The sequence below is a fragment of the Lactobacillus sp. ESL0237 genome (genome assembly GCF_003692985.1).
Classification (GTDB): Bacteria; Bacillota; Bacilli; order Lactobacillales; family Lactobacillaceae; genus Lactobacillus; species Lactobacillus bombicola.
In genome coordinates, this window is sequence record NZ_REHE01000009.1 from 43427 (window position 1) to 64364 (window position 20938).

General features: G+C 34.8%; 24 protein-coding genes and 2 other annotated features. Of the genes, 3 read left to right on the forward strand and 21 right to left on the reverse strand.

Going from position 1 to position 20938, the window contains the following annotated elements; all coding sequences use genetic code 11:
• Window positions 1-7 precede the first annotated feature (7 nt).
• The 3 genes from F5ESL0237_RS04960 to F5ESL0237_RS04970 all read right to left on the reverse strand — a co-directional run bounded on the left by F5ESL0237_RS04960 (window position 8) and on the right by F5ESL0237_RS04970 (window position 2882).
• Window positions 8-571: a 5-formyltetrahydrofolate cyclo-ligase gene (locus tag F5ESL0237_RS04960; RefSeq protein ID WP_122021963.1), complete on the reverse strand. Its 564-nt coding sequence runs from the start codon at window positions 569-571 to the stop codon at window positions 8-10.
• Between the two features lie 53 nt (window positions 572-624).
• Window positions 625-774: a 50S ribosomal protein L33 gene (rpmG, locus tag F5ESL0237_RS04965; RefSeq protein ID WP_090092858.1), complete on the reverse strand. Its 150-nt coding sequence runs from the start codon at window positions 772-774 to the stop codon at window positions 625-627.
• Between the two features lie 80 nt (window positions 775-854).
• Window positions 855-2882 (reverse strand): penicillin-binding protein 2, encoded by a 2028-nt coding sequence (locus tag F5ESL0237_RS04970; protein WP_122024849.1) that lies wholly within the window; start codon window positions 2880-2882, stop codon window positions 855-857.
• Window positions 2883-3191: 309 nt separating this feature from the next.
• Here F5ESL0237_RS04970 and F5ESL0237_RS04975 point away from each other — a divergent pair, with 309 nt between their 5' ends.
• Window positions 3192-4106, forward strand: coding sequence for an N-acetylglucosamine kinase (locus F5ESL0237_RS04975; protein WP_122021964.1), 915 nt, complete (start codon window positions 3192-3194; stop codon window positions 4104-4106).
• An 83-nt stretch (window positions 4107-4189) separates the two neighbouring features.
• Here F5ESL0237_RS04975 and greA read toward each other — a convergent pair whose 3' ends face one another.
• The 5 genes from greA to F5ESL0237_RS05000 form a co-directional block, all read right to left on the reverse strand.
• Window positions 4190-4666, reverse strand: coding sequence for a transcription elongation factor GreA (gene greA / locus F5ESL0237_RS04980; RefSeq protein ID WP_122021965.1), 477 nt, complete (start codon window positions 4664-4666; stop codon window positions 4190-4192).
• 78 nt (window positions 4667-4744) lie between these two features.
• The gene (gene pheT / locus F5ESL0237_RS04985; RefSeq protein WP_122024816.1) at window positions 4745-7162 is read right to left on the reverse strand and encodes a phenylalanine--tRNA ligase subunit beta; all 2418 of its coding nucleotides are present in this window, start codon (window positions 7160-7162) and stop codon (window positions 4745-4747) included.
• Window positions 7162-8211, reverse strand: a complete 1050-nt coding sequence (gene pheS / locus F5ESL0237_RS04990; protein ID WP_122021967.1) for a phenylalanine--tRNA ligase subunit alpha — start codon at window positions 8209-8211, stop codon at window positions 7162-7164. The genes pheT and pheS overlap by 1 nt, the downstream gene beginning before the upstream one ends.
• Before the next feature lie 34 nt (window positions 8212-8245).
• Window positions 8246-8451, reverse strand: a binding site (T-box leader).
• A 48-nt stretch (window positions 8452-8499) separates the two neighbouring features.
• Entirely contained in the window at window positions 8500-8850 is a 351-nt protein-coding gene (locus F5ESL0237_RS04995) for a helix-turn-helix domain-containing protein (protein WP_090092867.1), read from the reverse strand.
• Window positions 8851-8922: 72 nt separating this feature from the next.
• Entirely contained in the window at window positions 8923-9690 is a 768-nt protein-coding gene (locus F5ESL0237_RS05000) for an RNA methyltransferase (RefSeq protein ID WP_122021968.1), read from the reverse strand.
• 92 nt (window positions 9691-9782) lie between these two features.
• Here F5ESL0237_RS05000 and F5ESL0237_RS05005 point away from each other — a divergent pair, with 92 nt between their 5' ends.
• Together F5ESL0237_RS05005 and yidC are read left to right on the forward strand one after the other, a co-directional pair.
• Window positions 9783-10106: an acylphosphatase gene (locus F5ESL0237_RS05005; RefSeq protein WP_122021969.1), complete on the forward strand. Its 324-nt coding sequence runs from the start codon at window positions 9783-9785 to the stop codon at window positions 10104-10106.
• Window positions 10107-10139: 33 nt separating this feature from the next.
• Window positions 10140-11114: a membrane protein insertase YidC gene (gene yidC, locus F5ESL0237_RS05010; RefSeq protein WP_122021970.1), complete on the forward strand. Its 975-nt coding sequence runs from the start codon at window positions 10140-10142 to the stop codon at window positions 11112-11114.
• A 128-nt stretch (window positions 11115-11242) separates the two neighbouring features.
• Here yidC and F5ESL0237_RS05015 read toward each other — a convergent pair whose 3' ends face one another.
• The 13 genes from F5ESL0237_RS05015 to F5ESL0237_RS05075 all read right to left on the reverse strand — a co-directional run bounded on the left by F5ESL0237_RS05015 (window position 11243) and on the right by F5ESL0237_RS05075 (window position 20893).
• Complete coding sequence (locus F5ESL0237_RS05015; RefSeq protein WP_122021971.1) at window positions 11243-12808, reverse strand: HAMP domain-containing histidine kinase; 1566 nt, start codon at window positions 12806-12808, stop codon at window positions 11243-11245.
• Window positions 12786-13499, reverse strand: a complete 714-nt coding sequence (locus tag F5ESL0237_RS05020; RefSeq protein WP_090092872.1) for a response regulator transcription factor — start codon at window positions 13497-13499, stop codon at window positions 12786-12788. The genes F5ESL0237_RS05015 and F5ESL0237_RS05020 overlap by 23 nt, the downstream gene beginning before the upstream one ends.
• A 144-nt stretch (window positions 13500-13643) precedes the next feature.
• On the reverse strand, window positions 13644-14204 hold the full coding sequence (locus tag F5ESL0237_RS05025; protein WP_122021972.1) for a DUF177 domain-containing protein: 561 nt from the start codon (window positions 14202-14204) through the stop codon (window positions 13644-13646).
• A gap of 1 nt (window position 14205) precedes the next feature.
• A complete protein-coding gene (locus tag F5ESL0237_RS05030) occupies window positions 14206-15360 on the reverse strand; it encodes a nucleotidyltransferase (RefSeq protein WP_122021973.1) in 1155 nt (384 codons plus the stop codon).
• 6 nt (window positions 15361-15366) lie between these two features.
• Window positions 15367-15714 carry a ribosome silencing factor gene (gene rsfS / locus F5ESL0237_RS05035; RefSeq protein ID WP_090092877.1) on the reverse strand — a complete coding sequence of 116 codons (348 nt, stop codon included), beginning with the start codon at window positions 15712-15714 and terminating at the stop codon, window positions 15367-15369.
• Window positions 15711-16325: a bis(5'-nucleosyl)-tetraphosphatase (symmetrical) YqeK gene (gene yqeK, locus F5ESL0237_RS05040; protein WP_122021974.1), complete on the reverse strand. Its 615-nt coding sequence runs from the start codon at window positions 16323-16325 to the stop codon at window positions 15711-15713. The genes rsfS and yqeK overlap by 4 nt, the downstream gene beginning before the upstream one ends.
• Window positions 16318-16959 (reverse strand): nicotinate-nucleotide adenylyltransferase, encoded by a 642-nt coding sequence (locus F5ESL0237_RS05045; protein ID WP_122024817.1) that lies wholly within the window; start codon window positions 16957-16959, stop codon window positions 16318-16320. The genes yqeK and F5ESL0237_RS05045 overlap by 8 nt, the downstream gene beginning before the upstream one ends.
• An 8-nt stretch (window positions 16960-16967) precedes the next feature.
• Window positions 16968-18077 (reverse strand): ribosome biogenesis GTPase YqeH, encoded by a 1110-nt coding sequence (gene yqeH, locus F5ESL0237_RS05050; RefSeq protein ID WP_122024818.1) that lies wholly within the window; start codon window positions 18075-18077, stop codon window positions 16968-16970.
• Window positions 18070-18594 (reverse strand): YqeG family HAD IIIA-type phosphatase, encoded by a 525-nt coding sequence (locus F5ESL0237_RS05055; RefSeq protein ID WP_122021977.1) that lies wholly within the window; start codon window positions 18592-18594, stop codon window positions 18070-18072. Before F5ESL0237_RS05055 ends, yqeH begins: the two co-directional genes overlap by 8 nt.
• Window positions 18595-18700: 106 nt before the next feature.
• The gene (gene rplT, locus F5ESL0237_RS05060; protein ID WP_090092885.1) at window positions 18701-19057 is read right to left on the reverse strand and encodes a 50S ribosomal protein L20; all 357 of its coding nucleotides are present in this window, start codon (window positions 19055-19057) and stop codon (window positions 18701-18703) included.
• A gap of 37 nt (window positions 19058-19094) precedes the next feature.
• Window positions 19095-19295: a 50S ribosomal protein L35 gene (gene rpmI / locus F5ESL0237_RS05065; protein WP_090092886.1), complete on the reverse strand. Its 201-nt coding sequence runs from the start codon at window positions 19293-19295 to the stop codon at window positions 19095-19097.
• Between the two features lie 20 nt (window positions 19296-19315).
• Window positions 19316-19828: a translation initiation factor IF-3 gene (infC, locus tag F5ESL0237_RS05070; RefSeq protein ID WP_090092887.1), complete on the reverse strand. Its 513-nt coding sequence runs from the start codon at window positions 19826-19828 to the stop codon at window positions 19316-19318.
• Window positions 19829-19866: 38 nt separating this feature from the next.
• Window positions 19867-19979, reverse strand: a sequence feature (ribosomal protein L20 leader region).
• 101 nt (window positions 19980-20080) lie between these two features.
• On the reverse strand, window positions 20081-20893 hold the full coding sequence (locus F5ESL0237_RS05075; RefSeq protein WP_122024819.1) for a transporter substrate-binding domain-containing protein: 813 nt from the start codon (window positions 20891-20893) through the stop codon (window positions 20081-20083).
• Between the last annotated feature and the right edge of the window lie 45 nt (window positions 20894-20938).

Here is a 20938-nt window from a genome sequence, read left to right on the forward strand (position 1 = left end):
ATTATTTTCAAATTTCATGTGGTGTAATAATAATTTTTAGCGGGATATCGGTTTTTTCAGCTTGCCAACTCATATGCGCAAAAATCATTTTTGTATTAGCAAGAGCAATAGTTGGTGTATGGGGATGTTTAGCTAAAAAACGATCATAATAGCCACCACCAAAACCAATCCTCTGTTTTGAATCGAGGGCAAAGGCGACACCTGGAACAATAATCAAATCAAGTTCATTATTGACTTTAGCATTAGTATCTACTACTTCCTCAACACCAAACTTTGATCTAGCAACCTTACTATTGTAATTATAGGCGACAAAATCTTGCGTATGTTCACGATTATTATATGAACGAGCTAAATAAACCTCCTTGCCTTGTTCCCATAAATTAGCTATCAAGTTAGATGTATCGACTTCATATGGCAAAGACGAAGTAACACCGATTCTTTGGCTATGTTGTAATAATTTTAAATTCATTAATTTTTCAAGCAAAATTAAATCATCAAGCTCTTTTGCTGCAGTAGCTGCATAATTTTTCAAACACTCAATTTGTTTTTGTCGAAGTTCTTTTTTATTCATAATCATTTCATACAAAAAATAGCAGGAGCATAGGCCCTTGCTATATTAGTTTATTACTTAGTTTCACGATGAAGAGTTGCCTGTCTTTCAACTGGGCAATACTTCTTCAAACTTAAACGTTCCGGATGCTTACGCTTGTTTTTCTTAGATAAGTAACTTCTATCGCCACATTCGGTGCATTCCAAAATGATGTTATCTGCCATTTCTTTCACCACCTAAATTTATTCTGACTGAATTAGTTTAGCATTTTCCACAACTTTTTGCCAGTATTATTTATTAATTTCTATTTTTTATGTAACTTAAAATAATCTTCAACCATTGCTTTAGTCATTTGTAGGGTATAGGAACCCTCTAAATCAGGGTCAAGTCCAGGAAAAATAACTGCTGTGGCAATTTCAGGTTTATCTGACGGAGCATAACCAACAAAGGTAGCATTAACTAATTCAGGTGGATTCTTTTGCCGCGGATGCTCTGGATCAAAATAAAAAGTTTGAGCTGTTCCCGACTTACCTGAAATAGCTGGCTTGACATCCTTTAACTTATGCGCTGTTCCCCAGGAATTGGTTCCATGAACAACCCGCCACATTCCCTGCCGAACAACATCTAGCTCATCAGTTGTCCAAGGAATCCGTAATTGAACATTAGGCTTTTTATTATAGTCGACATAGACCCTTTTGCCATCATTAGCTGTATGCCCAATTGACTGTACAACATAAGGCTGCATCCGATAACCTCCATTAGCAATGGTGGAAATATATTGCACCATTTGGATAGGAGTATAAGCATCGTAATTACCATAAGACAAGTCTAAAACTGAACCGGACAAAATTTGACCTTGTTCATTAAATGACCGGCCTTGAATACCAGCAATTTCTCCTGGTAAATCAACGCCAGTCTTTTGCCCCAACCCAAACATATTGAAATTATGACGCAAAGTATCAAAAGCCGTTGCTGGCATACTAATTTTTGTCTTGGGTACATAGTCAGCATGAATCCAATTCATAGCCAGATGCATCATATAAATATTACTAGAAACTTCAAGTGCTGTTGCAGCATCAAGTGCCCCAAATGTTCCAACTGGATACACTGATTTTTTAATTGGCGTACCTGGTAAATAGACTGGCGTATCGGGTAAAGTATTATTGGTAGGCGTAATTACTTTATTGATTAAACCGCCACCAACCATCGCTCCTTTAACCACTGACCCCATAACAAAAGACTGATTAATAACACCCAATGCATTGTTCGTCGTCTTATTTTTATTGGGATCTCTACTAATACCAGCGATCGCTAACAATGCACCAGTTTTAGGATTCATTGCTACTGCATAGGCACCATTTGAATAATGTGCTGCACCAGAAGCTAGAGCTGAAGCATAAATTTGCTCAAGTGATTTTTGTACTTCTTTTTGGTACTTAGCATCTAGCGTAAGAATTAAACTTGAACCAGCTTGACCTGAATAGACTGATTTGGATTGTTCAATTCCACCAGCTGTTTTGGTCCAAATCTTACTGGTTGCCTTAGTTCCCCTTAAAAGTGGTTCATATTCTTCTTCTAAATATGATGTTCCTACACGATCATTGCGTGAATAGCCGTTAGTCAAATAATATTGTAAGTTGTCACTAGGTAAGCCAGCTTTTTCAGTAGAAACTGAACCAATAATACTTCTAATAGATGAGCCGTTAGGATAAGATCTTTGCCAATCAGTACCAATTCCGACCCCAGGCAATTCTGAAAGATGCTCACCTATTTCAGCTATTTCCTTATCGGTTAAATCATTATTTTTGATATAAATTGTTGATAAGGTATAGGCGCCAGAAATTTTATTGAAAATTATTGCCGCGGTTTTTTGCCGTTCAGTTAGCTTAATATGTTCTTTTAGTACTTGACTTTTGATTCGCGCGTTAATGAGATTATCATCTTGTGTTTCACGAATAGATTTAGGTACTTTAGCCGCCTCTTGGGTACTATTTTTTTTATTAGCTAAATAGTAATCAACAACCTGCTGACTAGTGGGCTTTTCATCCTTTATTTGTAAGTACTGGCTAAGTAAATTAGAAATTTTATATATATCATCAGCCGTTGTAGAGACACTTTTAGTATAAGTAATTGCATTTTTAGCCTTGTTACCAACCAAGACACGTCCTTTATTATCATACATGACACCTCTTGGGACTTGACTAGAAACTACCGCGGAATTAGATTTTTGAACTTCTGCCTTAAAGCGGGAGCCATAACCTATCTGTAAATATGCTAGTTGTCCAACCAAAGTAGCAAAAAGAACAAAAATAATTCCTAAAATTAGCTTCATTCTAATTGGTGTTGAAGACTGCTTTTTCGAGTTTGTAGTTTCTCGATTTTTTTTAGAAAATTTCACTTAATTAAAACCTCACTAAACTAGCGTAATTCTATCAAAAAAAAAGCTATAATTCTATCTCTTCCCTCTATCTTTGCTAATATTTTAACAAATAAACAAGCTTTAACTATTATAAGTTGTTACTTTTATTCAAAATTAAGTCATTTTTATGAATGAAACGTTTTCAAAAAACTTCTTTAATTATAGTTTTTGTAATAAAATTAATAGATGAAAGATTAAAATTTTAGATAAAGGAAGATTAAGATGATACTTAAATACCAAATTGGGGTTGATGCTGGTGGCACACATACAACTGCTATTGCATACGATGAAAAAGGAGCCGAACTAAAACGAATAGAATCAGGTCCTGGACAAATTAATACCGATTATACCAGAGGAATTGAAAATATAACTAATGCAATTAACCAATTAATTAACCAAATTAATGGTGATTGCCAACGAATTTTATGTGGAATTGCTGGCTTGTCAGTAATTGGACGGGCAACTGAAGTCGCCGGCGAAATTTCAGCAAAAGTTAGTAATTTACCTGTTAGAGCTATAACTGATTCTTTACTTGCTCTTTATAACGGTCTTGAAGGTGATGATGGCGGATTGGTAATCGCTGGCACAGGCTCAGTTTTTAATGGATTACAAAATGGACATATCATTACTACTGGCGGTTATGGTGCAATTTTAGGTGATGAGGGTTCTGGATATGCCATTGCTCTTTCTGCATTCAAACAGGCCCTATTAAGCTGGGATAAACGCGAAAATAACCAATTAATTGACCTGTTTAACCAACTCTTTCATGTAGATAATTTAGTTGATGCAACTGCTAAATTTTATAAATTGAGTAATCCAGAAATTGCAGCAATGGCCGTTAGTGTAGCACAACTTGCAGATGCAGGAGATACAAATGCAATAGCTGTTATTAAAGAACAAGCAGAATTACTTGCCCGAGATATTATTATTGGAATTGATCGTTATGTTGAACCCAAACCAATGAAAGTTGCTTTGACTGGTTCAGTTTTAGCCAACAATAAAATGCTACGTGATTTTTTAGAAGATAAGGTTCACACTAAATATCCTGATATAATTTTTTCTATTTCAAATGGCGAAAATGCGCGCGGAGTAATATTTGATAAAAGTAAAGATTATCGCTACTTTTCTAATCATTGATTACCTTAAGAAAAAAAGACTAAAATGTTAACATTTTAGTCTTTTTTACTTAATTTTAAAATTAGCCGAATATAATTGATAAACTAATCTTCTACTTTATCAATTATAGCGTCAAATTTACCACCTGGTGTAGCAATTGTAACTTTTTGACCCTTTTTTTTGCCTAAAATTGCTTGAGCAATTGGTGAATCGTTAGAAATCTTCCCATTTAATGGGTCAGATTCATCACTACCAACAATTGTATAGGTTTCTGAATCATTTTCTCCTACTTCAGTGTAAGTAACTGTCTTACCGACAGCAACTTCATCAGGGTCAGTCGAGGTCGCATCAACCACTTGCGCGTATTTTAACATTTCTTCGACCACATTAATTCGGTCTTCCAGATGACTTTGCTCGTCTTTTGCTGCATCATATTCTGAGTTTTCAGATAAATCACCATAAGAACGAGCAACTTTAATACGCTCAATTACTTCCGGACGCTTAACTACTTTTAAATTTTTCAATTCTGCTTCAAGCTTTTCTTTTCCTTCAGCAGTCATCGGATATGATTTCTCAGGCATAAAATTTTCTACTCCTTAAAGTTAAAATCTTTTTTCGCACGGGTTTATAATATTGATTTCCTAACTTAAAGTCAACCTTTAACGAATTTCTACTTTTAAGCTTTCTTTTAAATGCTGTATAACTGAATCCATTGACCTAGTAACAACTTCATCAGTTAAGGTATCCCTATTATTTAGGAAAGTTAGCCGATAAGCTAGACTCTTTTTGCTTTGGTCAATATGCGGCCCTTGATAGATGTCAATAACCTGTAATTTAATTAAATATTTACCACCATTTTGATTGATAATATCTGCAATGGCTTGGTTCGTTACAGTTTTATCAACCAAAATAGATAAATCCCGCTCAATTGCTGGGAATTTTGGTGTGGCTTGGGCAATTGTCTTTGGCTTGCAAATCAAATCAAAAATTTTATCAAGATCTAATTCATAACCATAAATCTCACTGCCATTCATTGCCTTATTAGCTTGCGTAACTGAATGGCTAATCATGCCAATTAAACCCACATTTTGCTTTTTAATATAGATTCCAGCTGTACGGGTAGGATGCATATCAGTTATAGTTTCTGCACGATATTCTATTTCACTTAAGTTAATCCCAATAGCTGCTAATAAATTGGTTAATTGTCCTTTAACATAGTAAAAATCAATTTTTTCATCATCATGCTGCCAGTTTTCAAAATAAACTTTACCAGAATATAACGCAGCAAGGTGTTCATGCTCGTTATAGATATTGTCTTCAAAATCGTAAACACGTCCTTGCTCATACAAAGCCAATTGATTTTGTTTACGGGCCATATTGTAACTAGCAGCGTCAACTAGACCGGTAAGCAAATTTTGTCTTAAAGTTGAGCGACTTGAATTAAGTGGCATTTGCACCTTAATTAGTTTTTTGGCTTCTTTAGTATAAGCAGTTGCTTTCTGTGGTGAAGTTAAAGAATATGAAATAGCTTCCATCAAACCTTGCCCTTGAACAAAATTCTTTATTCGTCTAATAGCCTCTTCTTTTTTAGAATAACCACCATGAGTTTCCGCTAAAACCGGTTGGGTTGATTCGATATTGTCATAACCATATAAGCGACCAATTTCCTCAACTAAATCAGCGGGAATTGTAATATCCCATCGTCTAGCTGGAACATGGACAGTTAAATCATCTTTTGCAAGTGTAGTTTCAAAATTTAGCCTTTCAAATAGATGTAACATTTCTTTTGCAGCTATTTTTGTACCTAAAGTCTTGTTAATGTATGAAACTGTAGTCTTAATTATTGTTGGTTGCTGAGCTTTATCTATTGCACAGATAGTTCCTTCATTAATAGTTCCGCAGGCATTATTACGTAATAGTAGTGCGGCCATTGCCAAAGCTCGTTGAGTTGCTTCACGATTTATTCCCTTTTCATAGCGACTTGACGCTTCAGTTCGATTGGCATGGCGTAAAGCAGATTTCCTAATTAAAGTAGAATCAAAAATAGCAGCTTCTAAAATCACATCAGTAGTATCAACTTCTATTTCTGAGTTTAAACCTCCCATAACACCAGCCATCATTACCACCTGGTCGCCATTAGTAATTACGATGTCTTCAGGATTAAGGCTGACCTCTTTATTGTTAAGTAGAGTTAATTGTTCCCCTTCATTAGCTTTGCGCACAACTAATTTATTATTTGCAAAAGCTCTAGCATCGTAGGCATGTAATGGTTGCCCAGTTAAAAGCATGACATAGTTTGTTACATCAACTACATTGTTGATTGGTCTAATTCCAGCATTCCATAAACGTCTTTGCATCCATAGTGGGCTAGCAGCTATTTTAACATTAGTGATTTTTCGCAAATAAAATTTGGAGGTTAAATCAGAATCAACCGAAACAGCAAAACTGTCTGTCCATGCCTCTCCATCAGCTTTGATAGTTACATTTTCTACTTTAACGGGTTCATCAACAATTGCCCCGACCTCATAAGCAGAGCCTTCCATGGACAGTGTATCAGCACGATTAGGAGTAATATCAAAATCAAAAATATAATCATCCATTCCTAAAGGTTCAAATACTGTTTGACCCGGTTTAATGTCAGCATCTTTAGGAAAAACGTAAATGCCAGCAGCATATTTTTCAGGAACTACACTATCTGAAAATCCAATTTCTTGTAAACTACAAATCATACCATTGGATTCATATCCACGCAGTTTTCCCTTTTTTATTTTAGTATTGTCAATAATTCTGGCACCGGGTAAGGCTACAATAACATCTTGACCAGCCGCTACATTAGGGGCACCACAAACTATTTGATGTGGTTCATCCTCACCAACATCAACATGTGTAATATTTAAATGGGTACCTTCAATTGGCGTACAATCAATAATATGACCTACAACAATTTTTTTCAAACCAGCTTGTGGATGCTTTACCTCTGCAACTTCCACGCCAGTTCGCGTAATTTTTTCTGCTAATTTTTCAGGATCTTGGTCTAACTTTAGAAAATCTTGGAGCCATCTATAAGAAACTAACACTATCTTTCCTCCTTGCTAAATTGTTCTAAGAACCGAACATCATTAGTATAAAAGTCGCGAATATCATCAATACCATATTTAAGAATAGCAAATCGATCAAGCCCTACACCAAAAGCAAATCCACCATAAGTATTTGAATCAACACCAGCATTTTCTAAGACATTGGGATGCACCATACCAGCTCCTAGAACTTCAATCCAACCAGTATATTTGCAAATTGAACATCCCTTGCCATCACAATTAAAGCAAGAAACATCCATCTCAACCGAAGGCTCAGTAAATGGGAAATAACTTGGACGTAGCCTTGTTTTACGATCTTGACCAAAGACATGTCTGGTCATCATTTCTAAGGTTCCTTTTAAATCACCCATGGTAATATTTTTATCTACTACTAGACCTTCCATTTGCATGAATTGATGAGAGTGAGTTGCATCATCATCATCACGGCGATATACCTTACCGGGGCCCACCATCTTTAATGGTCCCTTAGTAAAGTCAAATTTTTCTAAAACTCGCGCTTGATCACCCGAAGTCTGTGAACGTAATAGATCTTCGGCATCAATATAAAAAGTATCTTGCATATCACGTGCTGGATGATCTTTAGGCAAGTTCATCATTTCAAAGCAATAATGATCTGTTTCAATTTCTGGTCCTTGAACAACTTCGTAACCCATACCAATAAAATATTTTTCTAAATCATCTAAAATAATATTAATTGGATGCTTTACACCTAAATGAGACTTTCGTCCTGGTAAAGTTACATCAATTTTTTCTTGTTCAAGTTGTTCTTTTTCGATAGTCTTAAGAATTTTAGCTTTTGCTTCATCTAATTTTTCATTAAATAAATCACGTAATTCATTTACTTTTTGTCCAATTTCACGCCGATTTTTTGGTTCAACATTCTTCATTGAATGCAAAATTTCAGTCAGTTCACTCTTGCGACCAACTAACTTAATCCGCACCTGGTTTAGCGCTGTTTCATTTTTTGCTTGTTTGATTTCAGTTAATCCTTGCTCACATAGCTGATTCAGCCTGTCAAATAAGTCCATAATTTTCCCTCTCAGATAAAAAAGCTCCGCCCCAAAAAGGGACGAAGCTTCGCGGTACCACCCTAGTTTAAGCCCAAATAAGAACTTACACTTAAGTTTTCGATAACGGTGAATACCGGAATTGATTAGATTCTACTAGTAAGATGAAATTCACAGAATCATTTAAACTTTTCTCCCAGCTTAATAAAAAGTCTCTCTAAGTAAACAATTTCTGTTACTAGTCTTACATTGCGTAATTACATAATAGAATAATGCTTTTTGAAATAACTTTCAAGTAGTTAGATTATTTTACTCCCATTTATCGGCCCAACCATGAATTTGATCGAAAACAGGTCTGAGCTCTTCACCCTTTTTGGTTAAACTATAAGAAATTATTTTTGTTTTTTCATCAACTAATCTTTTGATTATATTTTCTCTTTCTAATTCTTTAAGACGTTCAACTAATACACGATCAGAACATGCTTCTACACAGCTAGCTAAGTCTTTAAAACGCATATACTCGCCATCACATAAGGAACTAATAATTAGGCCATTCCATTTTTTACCAATGATATTAAATGCATTAATAAAATGTTGACACTGTTCATAGTCAATAGCTTTACAACCCACTTTAATTTTATTTTTAACACTCTGAGCCATGGTACTTCCTCTCACATCAAAGTAATATCTGACTTATTATAAAAAAACCACTTACTAAAAACAAGTGAATTACTAAGCAAAATAATAAATCATAATACCAGCAGCAACTGCTGCATTTAACGACTCTGCCTTTCCTTTAATTGGAATATATAATTTTTGGTCACTAATTTGCGCAACGGCAGAACTAACACCATGCGCCTCATTGCCAATTACCAACCCTAATTGCAAGACGGAATTAAACTCTTGCAGCTGCTTAGCTGAAGAATCTAATACACTGGAATATATTGGGATTGAATTATTTTTAAATATTTCAATTACCGTTAACAAATCTTGGACAATTAGTTTAATATGAAATTGGCTACCTTGCATTGCTCGTTGCGTTTTGGGATTATAAAGATCTACACTTTCTGGTGACAAAATAACACCATCAAAGCCAGCAGCATCAGCTGTTCTGATAATAGTACCCACATTCCCTGGATCAGACAAATGATCTAGCAAAACCCACTTTCCATAATTAAATGAATAAACTTTGGGTTGAGAAATTTTTAATACCATAAAAATTTCTTGCGAACTTTTTGTACTTGATAAGTGACGAGCAATTGCTGAATTAATAATAATATTTTTAGAAGATGTATAATCAAGTTGGTATTTTTGCTCTACTTGAACTATGGTCTCTTCTGTACCTAATAAATAAATATATCCGTGAGAGGCTTTGAAAGCTTCTTCAACTAAATGAAATCCTTCAACTATATATAGACCAGTTTCTTCACGATATTTTTTTTGCTTTAATTTTACTAAGTCTTTAATTAACTTATTGTTTACTGAACTTATTTGTTGCATCGGTTAAGCATCTTCTTTCAAATTTTATTATAACCCAGGATTAAATGGATTAAATGTTAAAATCAAAATCGTAGCTACAGAAAGGAAAAATTATGCGATTATTTAAAAAACAGCAACCAGCTAAATCAAGTAGTTCACCAACTGAAACTTGGTGTCTAACAGTCTCAGGTATCGTTCAAGGCGTAGGCTTTCGTTGGAGTGTTTTAAATTTAGCTCAAAAAATGAAAATTAATGGTACAGTATGTAATAATAGTGATCAAACTGTAACCATCATTTTGCAAACAACACTTGACCAAGTCAATCAATTTTGTTTTGCACTTCCGCAAAATATTTCCCAATTTGCACATATTACAAAAATTAAAAAAGAAAAAATGACAAATATAGCCAAAATGAATGATTTTCATGTATTATATTAGATATTGACTAAAAAAAATACTATGGTGAATTTAATGAAAAAATATCGTAAATATATCAGTTTGATTGTCCTTTGCTTGGCAGTCATGTTAATTGTCACTGCATGTTCGCAAACTACAAAATCATCTACTCTACCACCTCGGGGTGGCTTCTATGGCTGGATTTTCAACTTGATTGGTCAGCCTTTACAAAATATTATGCTACGTTGTTCTACGCTGATTGGTGGTGCTAATGGAGCTGGTTGGGCTATTATTTTAATGACTTTTATAGTCAGAATGGTGTTATTGCCACTAATGCTTAACCAACAAAAGAAAGCTACTACGCAACAAGAAAAAATGGCTCGGGTCCAACCACAAATGAAATTAATTCAAGAAGCGATGAAACGCAAGGATTTGACCCAAGAACAGCAGATGACTCTAGCAGGCTGGCAAAGAGAATTGTATTCGAAAAACAACCTCTCTTTAACTGGCGGAATGGGTTGCTTACCGCTGATTATTCAGTTTCCAATTATGATAGGAATTTATCAAGCAGTTATGTTTTCTAGCACATTAGCTCATTCAACTTTCTTTGGTATTTCCTTAAGTGAGCGTTCGCTATTAGTAACAATTATGGCTACTATTTTTGCATTTCTACAAGGATACCTTTCATTAATCGGTATTCCACCAGAGCAAAAAAAGCAAATGCAATACATGATTCTAATGAACCCATTGATGACTTTGTTTATTTCACTTTCTGTATCTGGTTCTGTTGCTTTATATTGGGCTGCCGGTAACTTTTTCTCAGTTATTCAACAGATAATTGTAACTTTTATTATTATGCCAAAAGTTAAACAAGAAGTTGATACTGAATTACAAAACGAACCGATAAAAGAAATTGTTACTAAGGATAAAATTGCTAATTTGCTAAGTTCTCCAACCACTAGCTCACAGAAAAATGAGCAAACGAATCAGTTACATCAAAATTTACGTAACCGCAATAAAGGCAAACAACAAAAGCATCATAAAGACTAAAAAATGCATGATTTTATTTAATAATGAAATCATGCATTTTTATAATATAAATTTTAACAGTAAGTGATTATAAGTATAGCAATTTCGCTTTATTTAATAATCGAAAACTACTACCAAAGCGCTTTAATTTACTTATTTTTTTGCTTACTTTGTTCACGTTGACGTAATTTTTGAGCTTGGGCCTTACTCAATACAGGAAAAATCATAATAAATTGACTTCCCTGTCCTTCAACAGATTCAACGCTAATCGTACCATGATAACTAGTTACCAGTTTTTGAGCAATTGAAAGCCCTAGACCATTGCCACCTTTTTCTCTTGTTCTAGCTTTATCTACACGATAAAAGCGATTAAAGATTTTACTTTGCTCAGACTTTGAAATTCCTTCCCCATAATCTTGAACAATAATATGGACTTCATTTTGATCTAGCCCAGCTGAAATATTTAATTCCTTACGGTCAGTAGAATATTTAATGCCATTATCAATCAGCACAACAAGCAATTGTTCTAAGTGACCCTGATATATTTGAATTTCCGTCTCGAGCGGCAAATCGTCCATATCAAGGCTAATTGTAAAGTCAGTATGAACCATTGCCATATTTCCGGTCACACGACGCAAAACATCTGCTACACGAGAAACTGCATTAGGATATTGCACATTAATTTGTTCAGCCCGTGTTAAATCAAGCATTTCTTGAATCAAGTGTTGCATTCTTTTCGCTTCTTGCAAGGAAGCATTAATTGATTCAGCTAAGATTTCAGGATCATCTTTACCCCAGCGCTCTAGCATATTTAAATGTCCTTCGATGACTGCAACTGGTGTACGCAATTCATGTGAAACATCACCAACAAATTCTTTTTGTTGATCAATATATCTTTGCATGCGATCTAACATTTGATTAAAGGAGACGGCTAATTCTTGTAATTCATCGTGACGATGAAAATCTTTGATTCTAACAGTACTATTAGGATCATCATTAACTTCTCTAGCAACTTTAGACATCTCTTTAACGGGCTTAACAATGCCTAACACAATTATCAGAGAAATAATTATAAATAAAATAATTGCTATAACCGAGATGCGTACCATCCATTTGAGAAGTTTCTGCATTAATCCGTTATAATACGTCATTTTGTTTGCTACAACAATATAGCCCGTAATTTTACCTGTTTGAATCGATCTAACTTTTTGATAGGTCACTAACTGCCGATGGTGATTTTGATAGACTTTTTCCATTAGGTAGTCACCTTGGAAATTTTTAAACTTAGGAATATTGCTACCATTATCAAAAACGTCTTCTTTTTCCAGATTATAGACCACTACATTTAAATCTGGATTAGTTAAAGATGACAAAAGGTCATCATTAAATGCATTTGTACTATGATCATTATCACTAATTGCAGGATTTCCTTGTAAAATATTACGGATAGATGGGGTCAATGATGGTACAACATTAGAAATCTGCAATTCATGTGGGATACGCGTAAGATTTTCATTTAGCTTGATCATCATTTCTTCAGACGTTTCTCTTTGTTGCGTCATTGATTGCTGGTCAACGATAGAATAAATAATTACTGAAAATACAATAAAAGAGACCATAATCGTTAATGCAACGACACTTACCCAATGGACGATTAAGGACGAGTGTTTGGTCTCTTTTATATTTTTTTGATTATTTTTTTTCATCGTCCTCATCTCTTACCATATATCCGGTACCGCGAACGGTCTTAATATATGATTGTTGTCCAGGAACATCAATCTTATTACGTAAATAGCGTACATAGACTTCAACAACATTTGTTTCAATATTTGAACCTGGTCCCCAAATTTTTGATAACAATTGATCACGACTAACTACGTTATTCTTATTTTTGATTAAGGTCATCAAAAGATTGTATTCACGCTTGGTCAAATCAACAGCTTTACCATCACCACGACGAACAATTCGATTTGCAGTTTCAATAGTCATATCCTTAAACTTAATGACTTTCTTTTCAATTGTGCCATCCGATGCTTCTTTTTCGATTTTAACCCGACGCAAAACTGCGCGCAAACGAGCCAAAAGTTCTTCAATTGCAAAGGGCTTCACAATATAGTCATCCGCACCATGATCTAAACCTGATACGCGATCAATCACTGAATCCCTAGCAGTCATCATAATAATAGGTGTACTCTTAGCTTGACGAACGCGACGCGCAATTTCCAAGCCATTTAAATCAGGCAACATTAAATCTAACAAAATTGCATCAAAATCTTCTTTTAATGCAAGCTCTAAGCTTTTACGACCATTACTTTCAACTACTGTATCGTAATTTTCATGTTTAAGTTCTAACTCAACAAAGCGTGCTAAGTTCTTTTCATCTTCAACAATTAAAATTCTTGCCATTTTTTCTTCCTTTTCATAATTATTAAATACAAACCAGCATTATAACCTAATTATAAGTTAAGCATACTTTAAAAATGCTTTTAAAACAAGATAAAAAAATCAGGTTAAGACTAACTCTGATTTGATTTTGATTTTTATTTTTAATTACTCTGCATCCTGATTATCATTTTTCTGATTAAATAAATTTTTTAGTTTGGCAAAAGCCGGATTTATCTGGTTTGATTTACCCTTATTAAATTCTGCTTCTGAAATGACAGTCCAACCATTACCTTGAGGATAAATATTATCTTTTTCTTCCTCAGGTGTCAAAATAGTGACGGGTATATGCAGTAAAATATTGTCTTCAATCGCAGTTTGTAAATCTATATTGTCATCTTCGATTTTGACAATTGGTATATCACTTTCATCGAGCTCTTCTTTAGGTATATCAGTAGTAGTATAACTTTCACTATACCTGAAATTTTCATAATATTCTACTGGTTCTAAACTCCGACTGGAAGGAACAACTAAATTAGCTGTAACTTGAAAATTGCCTGTTACATAGGGCTCGCTATAAAACACATCACCAACAAACTGAACATTTTCAACTTTATAAAGTAACTTTTGACTACGCTGTAAAAATTCTGGTCTTACATTTACAGCACATTCAATATGGGTCAAAGGAGCTGAACTCTTTACTATTTGTGAAAAACTAAGTGATAACATTTTATACCTCCAAAGGACGACGCCCAAAGTTTTGATCAGTCTGCATAACCTGCTCGAATAGCCGATCAACTCGCTTTTGCAAATGCAACGAACCAGTCTTAGTATTTTTTTGGTCGACCTTAGATACAATATTAGCCGATGTTTCTTTTCTAATCTGTTTCAAATATTTTTGACCTATCTTACTATAACCAAGTAGCAGAATCGCCTCATTATTAAAACTGGCAATTATATCATCTTGTGTAACATTTAGCAAAGTATATAAACTCAAGCGTCGTAGCCGTGAATATGTATACCTTTTAGATTTGATTCGCCGTAAAAATTCTGTAAAAGTTTGAGCTAAATGAATTTCATGTTTCATCTTATATTCAAGCCCTTCACTCATTTGATAAATTTGTCGCAATTCTGTGTATGTCGCTGATTCAAGCCGATACTTTAAAAATGGAAATAAAATATTCCAATTTGGATACACTTTTTGTTGCTGTAAATTTTCAACTTCTTTTTCAGGTAACCATTGATTAAGGTCAATATTTGCTCCATTATGCAAAATAATATTCCTAATAGCACTGCCACTTTGGACTACTCCACTGTCATGCAATAAATCATCATGCCCTGCACCAATACGACTAATTGGATGCAAACTTAATGGTTCACCAAGATTGTGATTAGCAACTGCATATGCTAGAGCTAAAATAGCGTTTGGTTCATTAACCTCATGGCCAACTTCACGGGCAACCATTTGATTATACTGCGTCGAATATGTTTGACTATAATCATTAAAATCCATATGACTTTGGGGAATCTCAGCAATTCTACCACCCAAATAAGCAAAATTTTGGCTAGCATCTTCAACCCCAAAAACTAAGTCGCTAACCCCTAGTTTAACTAACTGATCAATACTACCTAACGAAAAAAGGTCCGCTGGCTGGACTGACGTAGAAAATGGCAATTCAAAAACCAAATCAGCACCACTTTCTAATGCAGCCTGTGCTCTTGCCCATTTATCAATAATCGCCATCTCGCCTCTTTGAACATAGTTACCCGACATAATGACGACAATTGGATCTCTACTACCAGCAAGATAACGTGCTTGATTCATTAAAAACTCATGTCCACTATGGAAGGGATTATATTCTGCAATGATCCCAACAACACTCATATTCAGCTAGTCTTCCTTTATTTCTATTTTTTTACCATCAGTCCATAATTTTTCAACGTTGTAAAAATCACGAGCTTCTTCTGTAAATACATTAACCACAACATCACCTAAGTCAAGTAATAACCAATTTGACTCGCTAGATCCTTCAACGCGATAATCGTTAAAGTTAGCCAGATGTGCTGCATCAATAATTGCATTGGCAATTGCATGTAGTTGACGATTAGAACCTGCACTTGTTGCAACATAGTAATCAGCCAGAATACTATAGCCTTGCATATCATAGGCAACAGTATTTTCACCATGGCGATCACTAATTGCCTTTAATGTAAATGTTAAAATATCTTTACTAGTCAATTTTTCTCCTCATTATTTTCCTTAGTACTCCACACATTATACGCATCTAGAGTACGGGGGTAAATTTTATCTCTCTTTTTTATCAAAAATTCAAGAGTATGTGCTAGTTGGTAAGCCACACCCGAATCTAAGTTATTACACGTAACCTCTTGTGCTTCCTCAACTCCAGCAAAAGTCCTTCCCGGCTCAATATAATCAGCCATAAAAACAATTTTATCTAACAGGGTCATTTCGACGTCAGCTGTTGTATGACGCTTTATAGCATTGAGAATTTCCGAATCTATAATTTTTAAGTCGCGTTGCACAAAATATGCTCCTACCATACCATGCCAAATAGCTGGACCCCAATTTAAAAGGTCATGGTCCATCTTTTGTTCCTTAATTACTTTACGAAATTCATCAGCTGGAATTTGTTTAGCATAATCATGAACAAAACCGGTTAAAGCTGCTTTATTTTCATCATAGTGATTCAATTTGGCTAATTTTCTTGCTGTTTCACTGACTCTAACACAGTGATTAAACCGACTTTGATCCATATTATTTTTTTCTTTAGTTATTATTTCATTGCTAGATAATGGTGAATAAGTATTTTCAAAAAACAAATCACTCATAATATAATCCCTTTTTTTGAATATAATTTAAAACTGTTTCTGGTACTAAGTATCTAATTGAACCACCCACTGCAATAGTTTGCCGAACTAAGGTTGAGCTTACATCAATGCCTGGTACATCTACCCAAATCATTGGTAACCTTGCCTTTTGGGGATAGCCGGCACGCTGTATCCCAACCAAAGTGGCCAATTGGGCTAATTTAGTTGGCTCTTTCCATTCAAATAATTGATTAACTTGATCACTACCCATAATTAAATAATAACGATTCTCGGGGTAGATTTCATGTAAATAACGTAAGGTATCTACAGTGTATGAGACGCCACCACGAAATAATTCAAACAACTTAACCTGAAACCGCGCATTATTTTGCGTAGCCAATTCTAGCATATTTGCTCGATCTTGAGCGGAAACAATTGGCGTATTTTTTAACGGAGGTATATTGGTCGGAATAAACCAAATTTCATCTAAATGCAGCTTACTTAATACTTGTTCTGCTACAAGCAAGTGTCCAATGTGAACTGGATTAAATGTGCCACCAAAAATACCAATTTGCTTACCATCATGTGCCTTTAATTTTTCTGCTTGAACCTCTACTACAGAGTTATTTTTTAAATCTTTTGCAATCGCAACCATTTTTTCCTCTATATTAAAGCACGTCTAATTCCTAATCCAATGCGGTTAGGTGTGTATATTTTAACTAAGCAATTTGCCGGTACCGTAATAAAACCAATACCACCAAATAATAAGTCACTTTTGACACTAGTATGAAACTCTTGTCCCTTAAGTGCAGGTAAATCAGTAGTGTCTGCTGGCGGGACAAGCAATTCACCTAAATGCTTTAGATAAAATTCATCAGCATTTTCCGTCTTAGTACGATGAACATATAAATCACGTGCAACATACACAGTAAAACTTGTAGGTTCACCTTTTAAGTAGTCGATTCTACCTAAACCAGCTAAAAATAATGTATTGCCGAGCCGTAATTGATATGTTGCTGGCTTCATTGGCTTTTGCGGCGAAATTACCGCTAAATCTCTTGCATTCAAACGCGTAGCCAGTTGATTTTCAGACATTATTCCAGGAGTATCAACTAAGAAATGACCATTTTCCAAAGGAATTTCAATTTTGTCAAGTGTTGTACCAGGAAAGCGTGAAGTTGTAATTAGATCCTTAATATCGCCCATTTGATTAATGATTGCATTAATTAAAGTTGACTTGCCGACATTAGTCATACCCACAAAATATACGTCTTGCTCTTGAGAACGCTTGTCTAGATATGAAATTAAATTAGCTAAATTTTTTTGCTTTTTGGCACTGACTAAAAATATTTTTTTAGGGAATAAGCCAACGCGATTTGCCTCTTGTCTCATCCAGTCTTTAATTTTACTTTGACGTGAGTTTTTAGGAAATAAATCAAATTTGTTACCAACTAAAATAAAATCATTATCCCCAATAAAACGAGTTAGAGAAGATAATAATGAATTCGTGAAGTCAAACAAATCTACCACATTAACAATTAATGATTTTTTTTCAGCTAAAGAATTAAGTAGTGCTAAAAAGTCATCGTTATCAATGGCAACTGGCATAATTTCATTATAATGTCGCAAACGAAAACATCTTTGACAATAGATATCATTATCTTCGGTATCAATAGCATCTTTTAATCGCTTAGCTGGCAAGTATCCTGCTTCATTAATTTCATCAGATTGCAACACAGCGCCACAACCGATACAAATAATTTTGTCATCCATTTTTTAATGTCTCCTTAAAAGTTATCGGCTGGGAAAGTGCTAAAAAGAAAAAAATTAATTTTTCTAAAAAACGATTAATACGCGTATTCCACTTATCGGTCTTAACCAATGGCTTGACTAAAACTGATTTAACGCCAGCAAAATTTCCTGCCTGTATATCAGTAATCAACTGATCGCCAACCATCATTACCTGATTAGATGCTAAACCCATTTTTTCCCTTTTTCTTGTAATTGCAAATGGTAAGGGTTTCCTTGACTTAGCGATAAATTCAATATGGTAGGGGGTAAGGACCTTGCTAATTCGTTTGGCATTATTATTTGAAATTACCACCAATTTAATCCCAGCATTTTTTAAACGCTGATTTAACATGTCCATTTCCTTGGCTGTTTCAAACTTATCCCAAGCCAAAAGAGTATTATCTAGATCTGAAAATACCGCTTTAATACCCATTTGATGAAGTACATTGGTATCTAAATGATAAATTGTATCAATTGTATAACATGGTCTAAATAACATTTAACTTTCCCTTCATTAACATGTCCATAGTCTAATATATCAGAGAATAAGCTTCAAGTGATAAATTTTGACATAAAAAAACGGCGCAACCGCGCCATTCTTTAACTTATTTTAAAGCATTTTTAGCAGTTTCAGCTAATTGTGCAAAAGTCTTTGAATCACTATATGCAATATCGGCTAACATTTTACGGTTGATATCAATACCCGCAACTTTCAAGCCGTGCATTAACTTAGAATATGAAAGATCATTTTGTCTTGCTGCAGCATTAATTCTCGCAATCCATAACTTTCTAAAGTCACTCTTACGTCTTCTACGATCACGGAATGCATATCTGTAAGATACGAATAATTGTGTACTTGCAGCTTTAAATTGCATATGCTTTGCGCCCCGGTAACCCTTAGCGAGCTTCATAATCTTTTTACGACGTTTACGTGTTACTGTTCCACCCTTAACTCTTGGCATCTAAAATTCCTCCTAAATATCGCTGTTACTTTAATAATTAACGCATTTGTGAGAGCATCTGCTTGATGCGCTTCAAGTCGCTACGCGAAACTAAAGTAGCCTTTCTCAAATGACGACGTTGTTTCTTAGTCTTACCGTGGAAACGGTGACCAGTAAAAGCGTGATGACGCTTTAATTGACCAGAAGCAGTTCTTTTAAAACGCTTTGCTGAAGCGCGGTGGGTTTTCATTTTAGGCATTTCTAATTCCTCCAAATTAACTATTTATTTTTATCACTCTTGGGAGCAAGTATTAAGAACATTGAACGACCTTCCATCTTTGGCTTGCTTACAACAGTAGCAATGTCCGCAGTGGCTTCTGCCATTTTTTCTAGCACATCACGTCCTAATTCTTTATGAGTAATAGCTCGACCCCTGAATCTAATTGAAACACGAACATTAGCTCCTTCTTTAGTAAGAAACTTTTGCGCATGCTTTAATTTAGTGTTAAAATCATTGCCTTCAATTGTTGGACTTAGGCGTATTTCCTTCACACTAACTGTCTTTGACTTTTTGCGTGATTCTTTAACCTTCTTTTGTTGTTCAAAACGGTATTTACCGTAGTCCATTATACGAGCAACTGGTGGTTTGGCATTAGGCGAAATTAGAACTAAATCTAAATTTGCAACACTTGCTTGGCGTAAAGCCTCAGCTTTGGTTACAACACCAACTTGTTCACCATCTTCATTAATTAAACGAACTTCGCGTGAGCGAATTTGGTCGTTTAATATCAAATTCCTTGGTATAATTCTTCACCTCCATAGTTAACTTGAGGACAAGAAAAGAGCGGGTAATAAGTAACCCGCTCTTAATCAACAGAAAATATCGATTAGCCCAGAGGTCAACTTAACTTAGGCGAGAAGCGGGATGCTTCTTCTTGTTCTCAACTAATGTGATTATACACGTCTTCTACTAACTAGTCAAATTGTTTTAATAAATAAAGTATTATATTTATTAAAGTAATATCAAAATTGTAGCTAATCAATTTAATTATAAAGAGTTTTATAATTAAATCCAGGAACTCGACCAAACCATTTTTTAATTAAACGATTATATTGGCCATCATGTTGCATTTTTACAATTGCCCGATTAATAGCACGCTCGAATTTTTCTTGATGCTTGTTAATGGCAATTCCATAGGGTTCATGGGTAAAGGTCCCTCCGCGCACCTCTAATGTCGGGCTTTCAACCGCAAGACCATATAAAACACCGTTATCACTGGAAAGGGCATCCCCTTGACCAGCTTTTAATGCAACAACTGCTTGACCATAGTCTTGCATTTGCACCACCTTAGCTTGCGGGGCTATTTTTTTAATTACTTCAACTGAATTATCACCAATAATTCCAATAACGGTTTTCCCTTTTAAATCATGAACGTTTTTTATTTTAGAATCTTTTCTAACTAGCAAAGACTGCCCCGCAGCAAAATATGGACGTGAAAAGTTTACCAGTTTCTTGCGCTGCGGCGTAATAGTCATTGTGGCAATTACAGCATCCACATTACCATTTTTAAGAAGTGGAATTCTTGACTGAGCAGTTGCTAAAACAAATTTAGCTTGACCACGTGAGCCTAAAATTTCTTTCGTTACAGCTTTAGCCACATCAACGTCAAAACCTTTTTCCTGATAATCTCTAACATCTGTTAAACTGAATAGCCTGACATCACTTTCAATTCCCCATGTAATTGTTTTAGAAGCTTGTGCATTCTTTAAAACATCTTGATCAGAAACTCGCTGACTGCAACCTGCTAACAAAAATAGACTGATTAATACCGGAACTAGGTCAAAAATTTTCTTCATATTGACTCTCCCAATAATAAAACAACGGCTGCTCAACAAATTTCA

Bases quoted from the DNA above. Each gene is read 5' to 3' on its own strand.
- rplT (WP_090092885.1), bottom strand. From the start codon at position 19,057: ATGCCAAGAGTTAAGGGTGGAACAGTAACACGTAAACGTCGTAAAAAG.
- F5ESL0237_RS05005 (WP_122021969.1), top strand. From the start codon at position 9,783: ATGCGATTATTTAAAAAACAGCAACCAGCTAAATCAAGTAGTTCACCA.
- pheS (WP_122021967.1), bottom strand. From the start codon at position 8,211: ATGGACTTATTTGACAGGCTGAATCAGCTATGTGAGCAAGGATTAACT.
- yqeK (WP_122021974.1), bottom strand. From the start codon at position 16,325: ATGAGTGATTTGTTTTTTGAAAATACTTATTCACCATTATCTAGCAAT.
- F5ESL0237_RS05055 (WP_122021977.1), bottom strand. From the start codon at position 18,594: ATGTTATTTAGACCATGTTATACAATTGATACAATTTATCATTTAGAT.
- F5ESL0237_RS04970 (WP_122024849.1), bottom strand. From the start codon at position 2,882: ATGAAGCTAATTTTAGGAATTATTTTTGTTCTTTTTGCTACTTTGGTT.
- F5ESL0237_RS05000 (WP_122021968.1), bottom strand. From the start codon at position 9,690: ATGCAACAAATAAGTTCAGTAAACAATAAGTTAATTAAAGACTTAGTA.
- F5ESL0237_RS04995 (WP_090092867.1), bottom strand. From the start codon at position 8,850: ATGGCTCAGAGTGTTAAAAATAAAATTAAAGTGGGTTGTAAAGCTATT.
- F5ESL0237_RS05075 (WP_122024819.1), bottom strand. From the start codon at position 20,893: ATGAAGAAAATTTTTGACCTAGTTCCGGTATTAATCAGTCTATTTTTG.
- F5ESL0237_RS05025 (WP_122021972.1), bottom strand. From the start codon at position 14,204: ATGTTATCACTTAGTTTTTCACAAATAGTAAAGAGTTCAGCTCCTTTG.
- yqeH (WP_122024818.1), bottom strand. From the start codon at position 18,077: ATGGATGACAAAATTATTTGTATCGGTTGTGGCGCTGTGTTGCAATCT.
- F5ESL0237_RS05020 (WP_090092872.1), bottom strand. From the start codon at position 13,499: ATGGCAAGAATTTTAATTGTTGAAGATGAAAAGAACTTAGCACGCTTT.
- rpmI (WP_090092886.1), bottom strand. From the start codon at position 19,295: ATGCCTAAAATGAAAACCCACCGCGCTTCAGCAAAGCGTTTTAAAAGA.
- F5ESL0237_RS05030 (WP_122021973.1), bottom strand. From the start codon at position 15,360: ATGAGTGTTGTTGGGATCATTGCAGAATATAATCCCTTCCATAGTGGA.
- F5ESL0237_RS04975 (WP_122021964.1), top strand. From the start codon at position 3,192: ATGATACTTAAATACCAAATTGGGGTTGATGCTGGTGGCACACATACA.
- F5ESL0237_RS04960 (WP_122021963.1), bottom strand. From the start codon at position 571: ATGAATAAAAAAGAACTTCGACAAAAACAAATTGAGTGTTTGAAAAAT.
- yidC (WP_122021970.1), top strand. From the start codon at position 10,140: ATGAAAAAATATCGTAAATATATCAGTTTGATTGTCCTTTGCTTGGCA.
- rpmG (WP_090092858.1), bottom strand. From the start codon at position 774: ATGGCAGATAACATCATTTTGGAATGCACCGAATGTGGCGATAGAAGT.
- F5ESL0237_RS05015 (WP_122021971.1), bottom strand. From the start codon at position 12,808: ATGAGGACGATGAAAAAAAATAATCAAAAAAATATAAAAGAGACCAAA.
- F5ESL0237_RS05045 (WP_122024817.1), bottom strand. From the start codon at position 16,959: ATGGTTGCGATTGCAAAAGATTTAAAAAATAACTCTGTAGTAGAGGTT.
- greA (WP_122021965.1), bottom strand. From the start codon at position 4,666: ATGCCTGAGAAATCATATCCGATGACTGCTGAAGGAAAAGAAAAGCTT.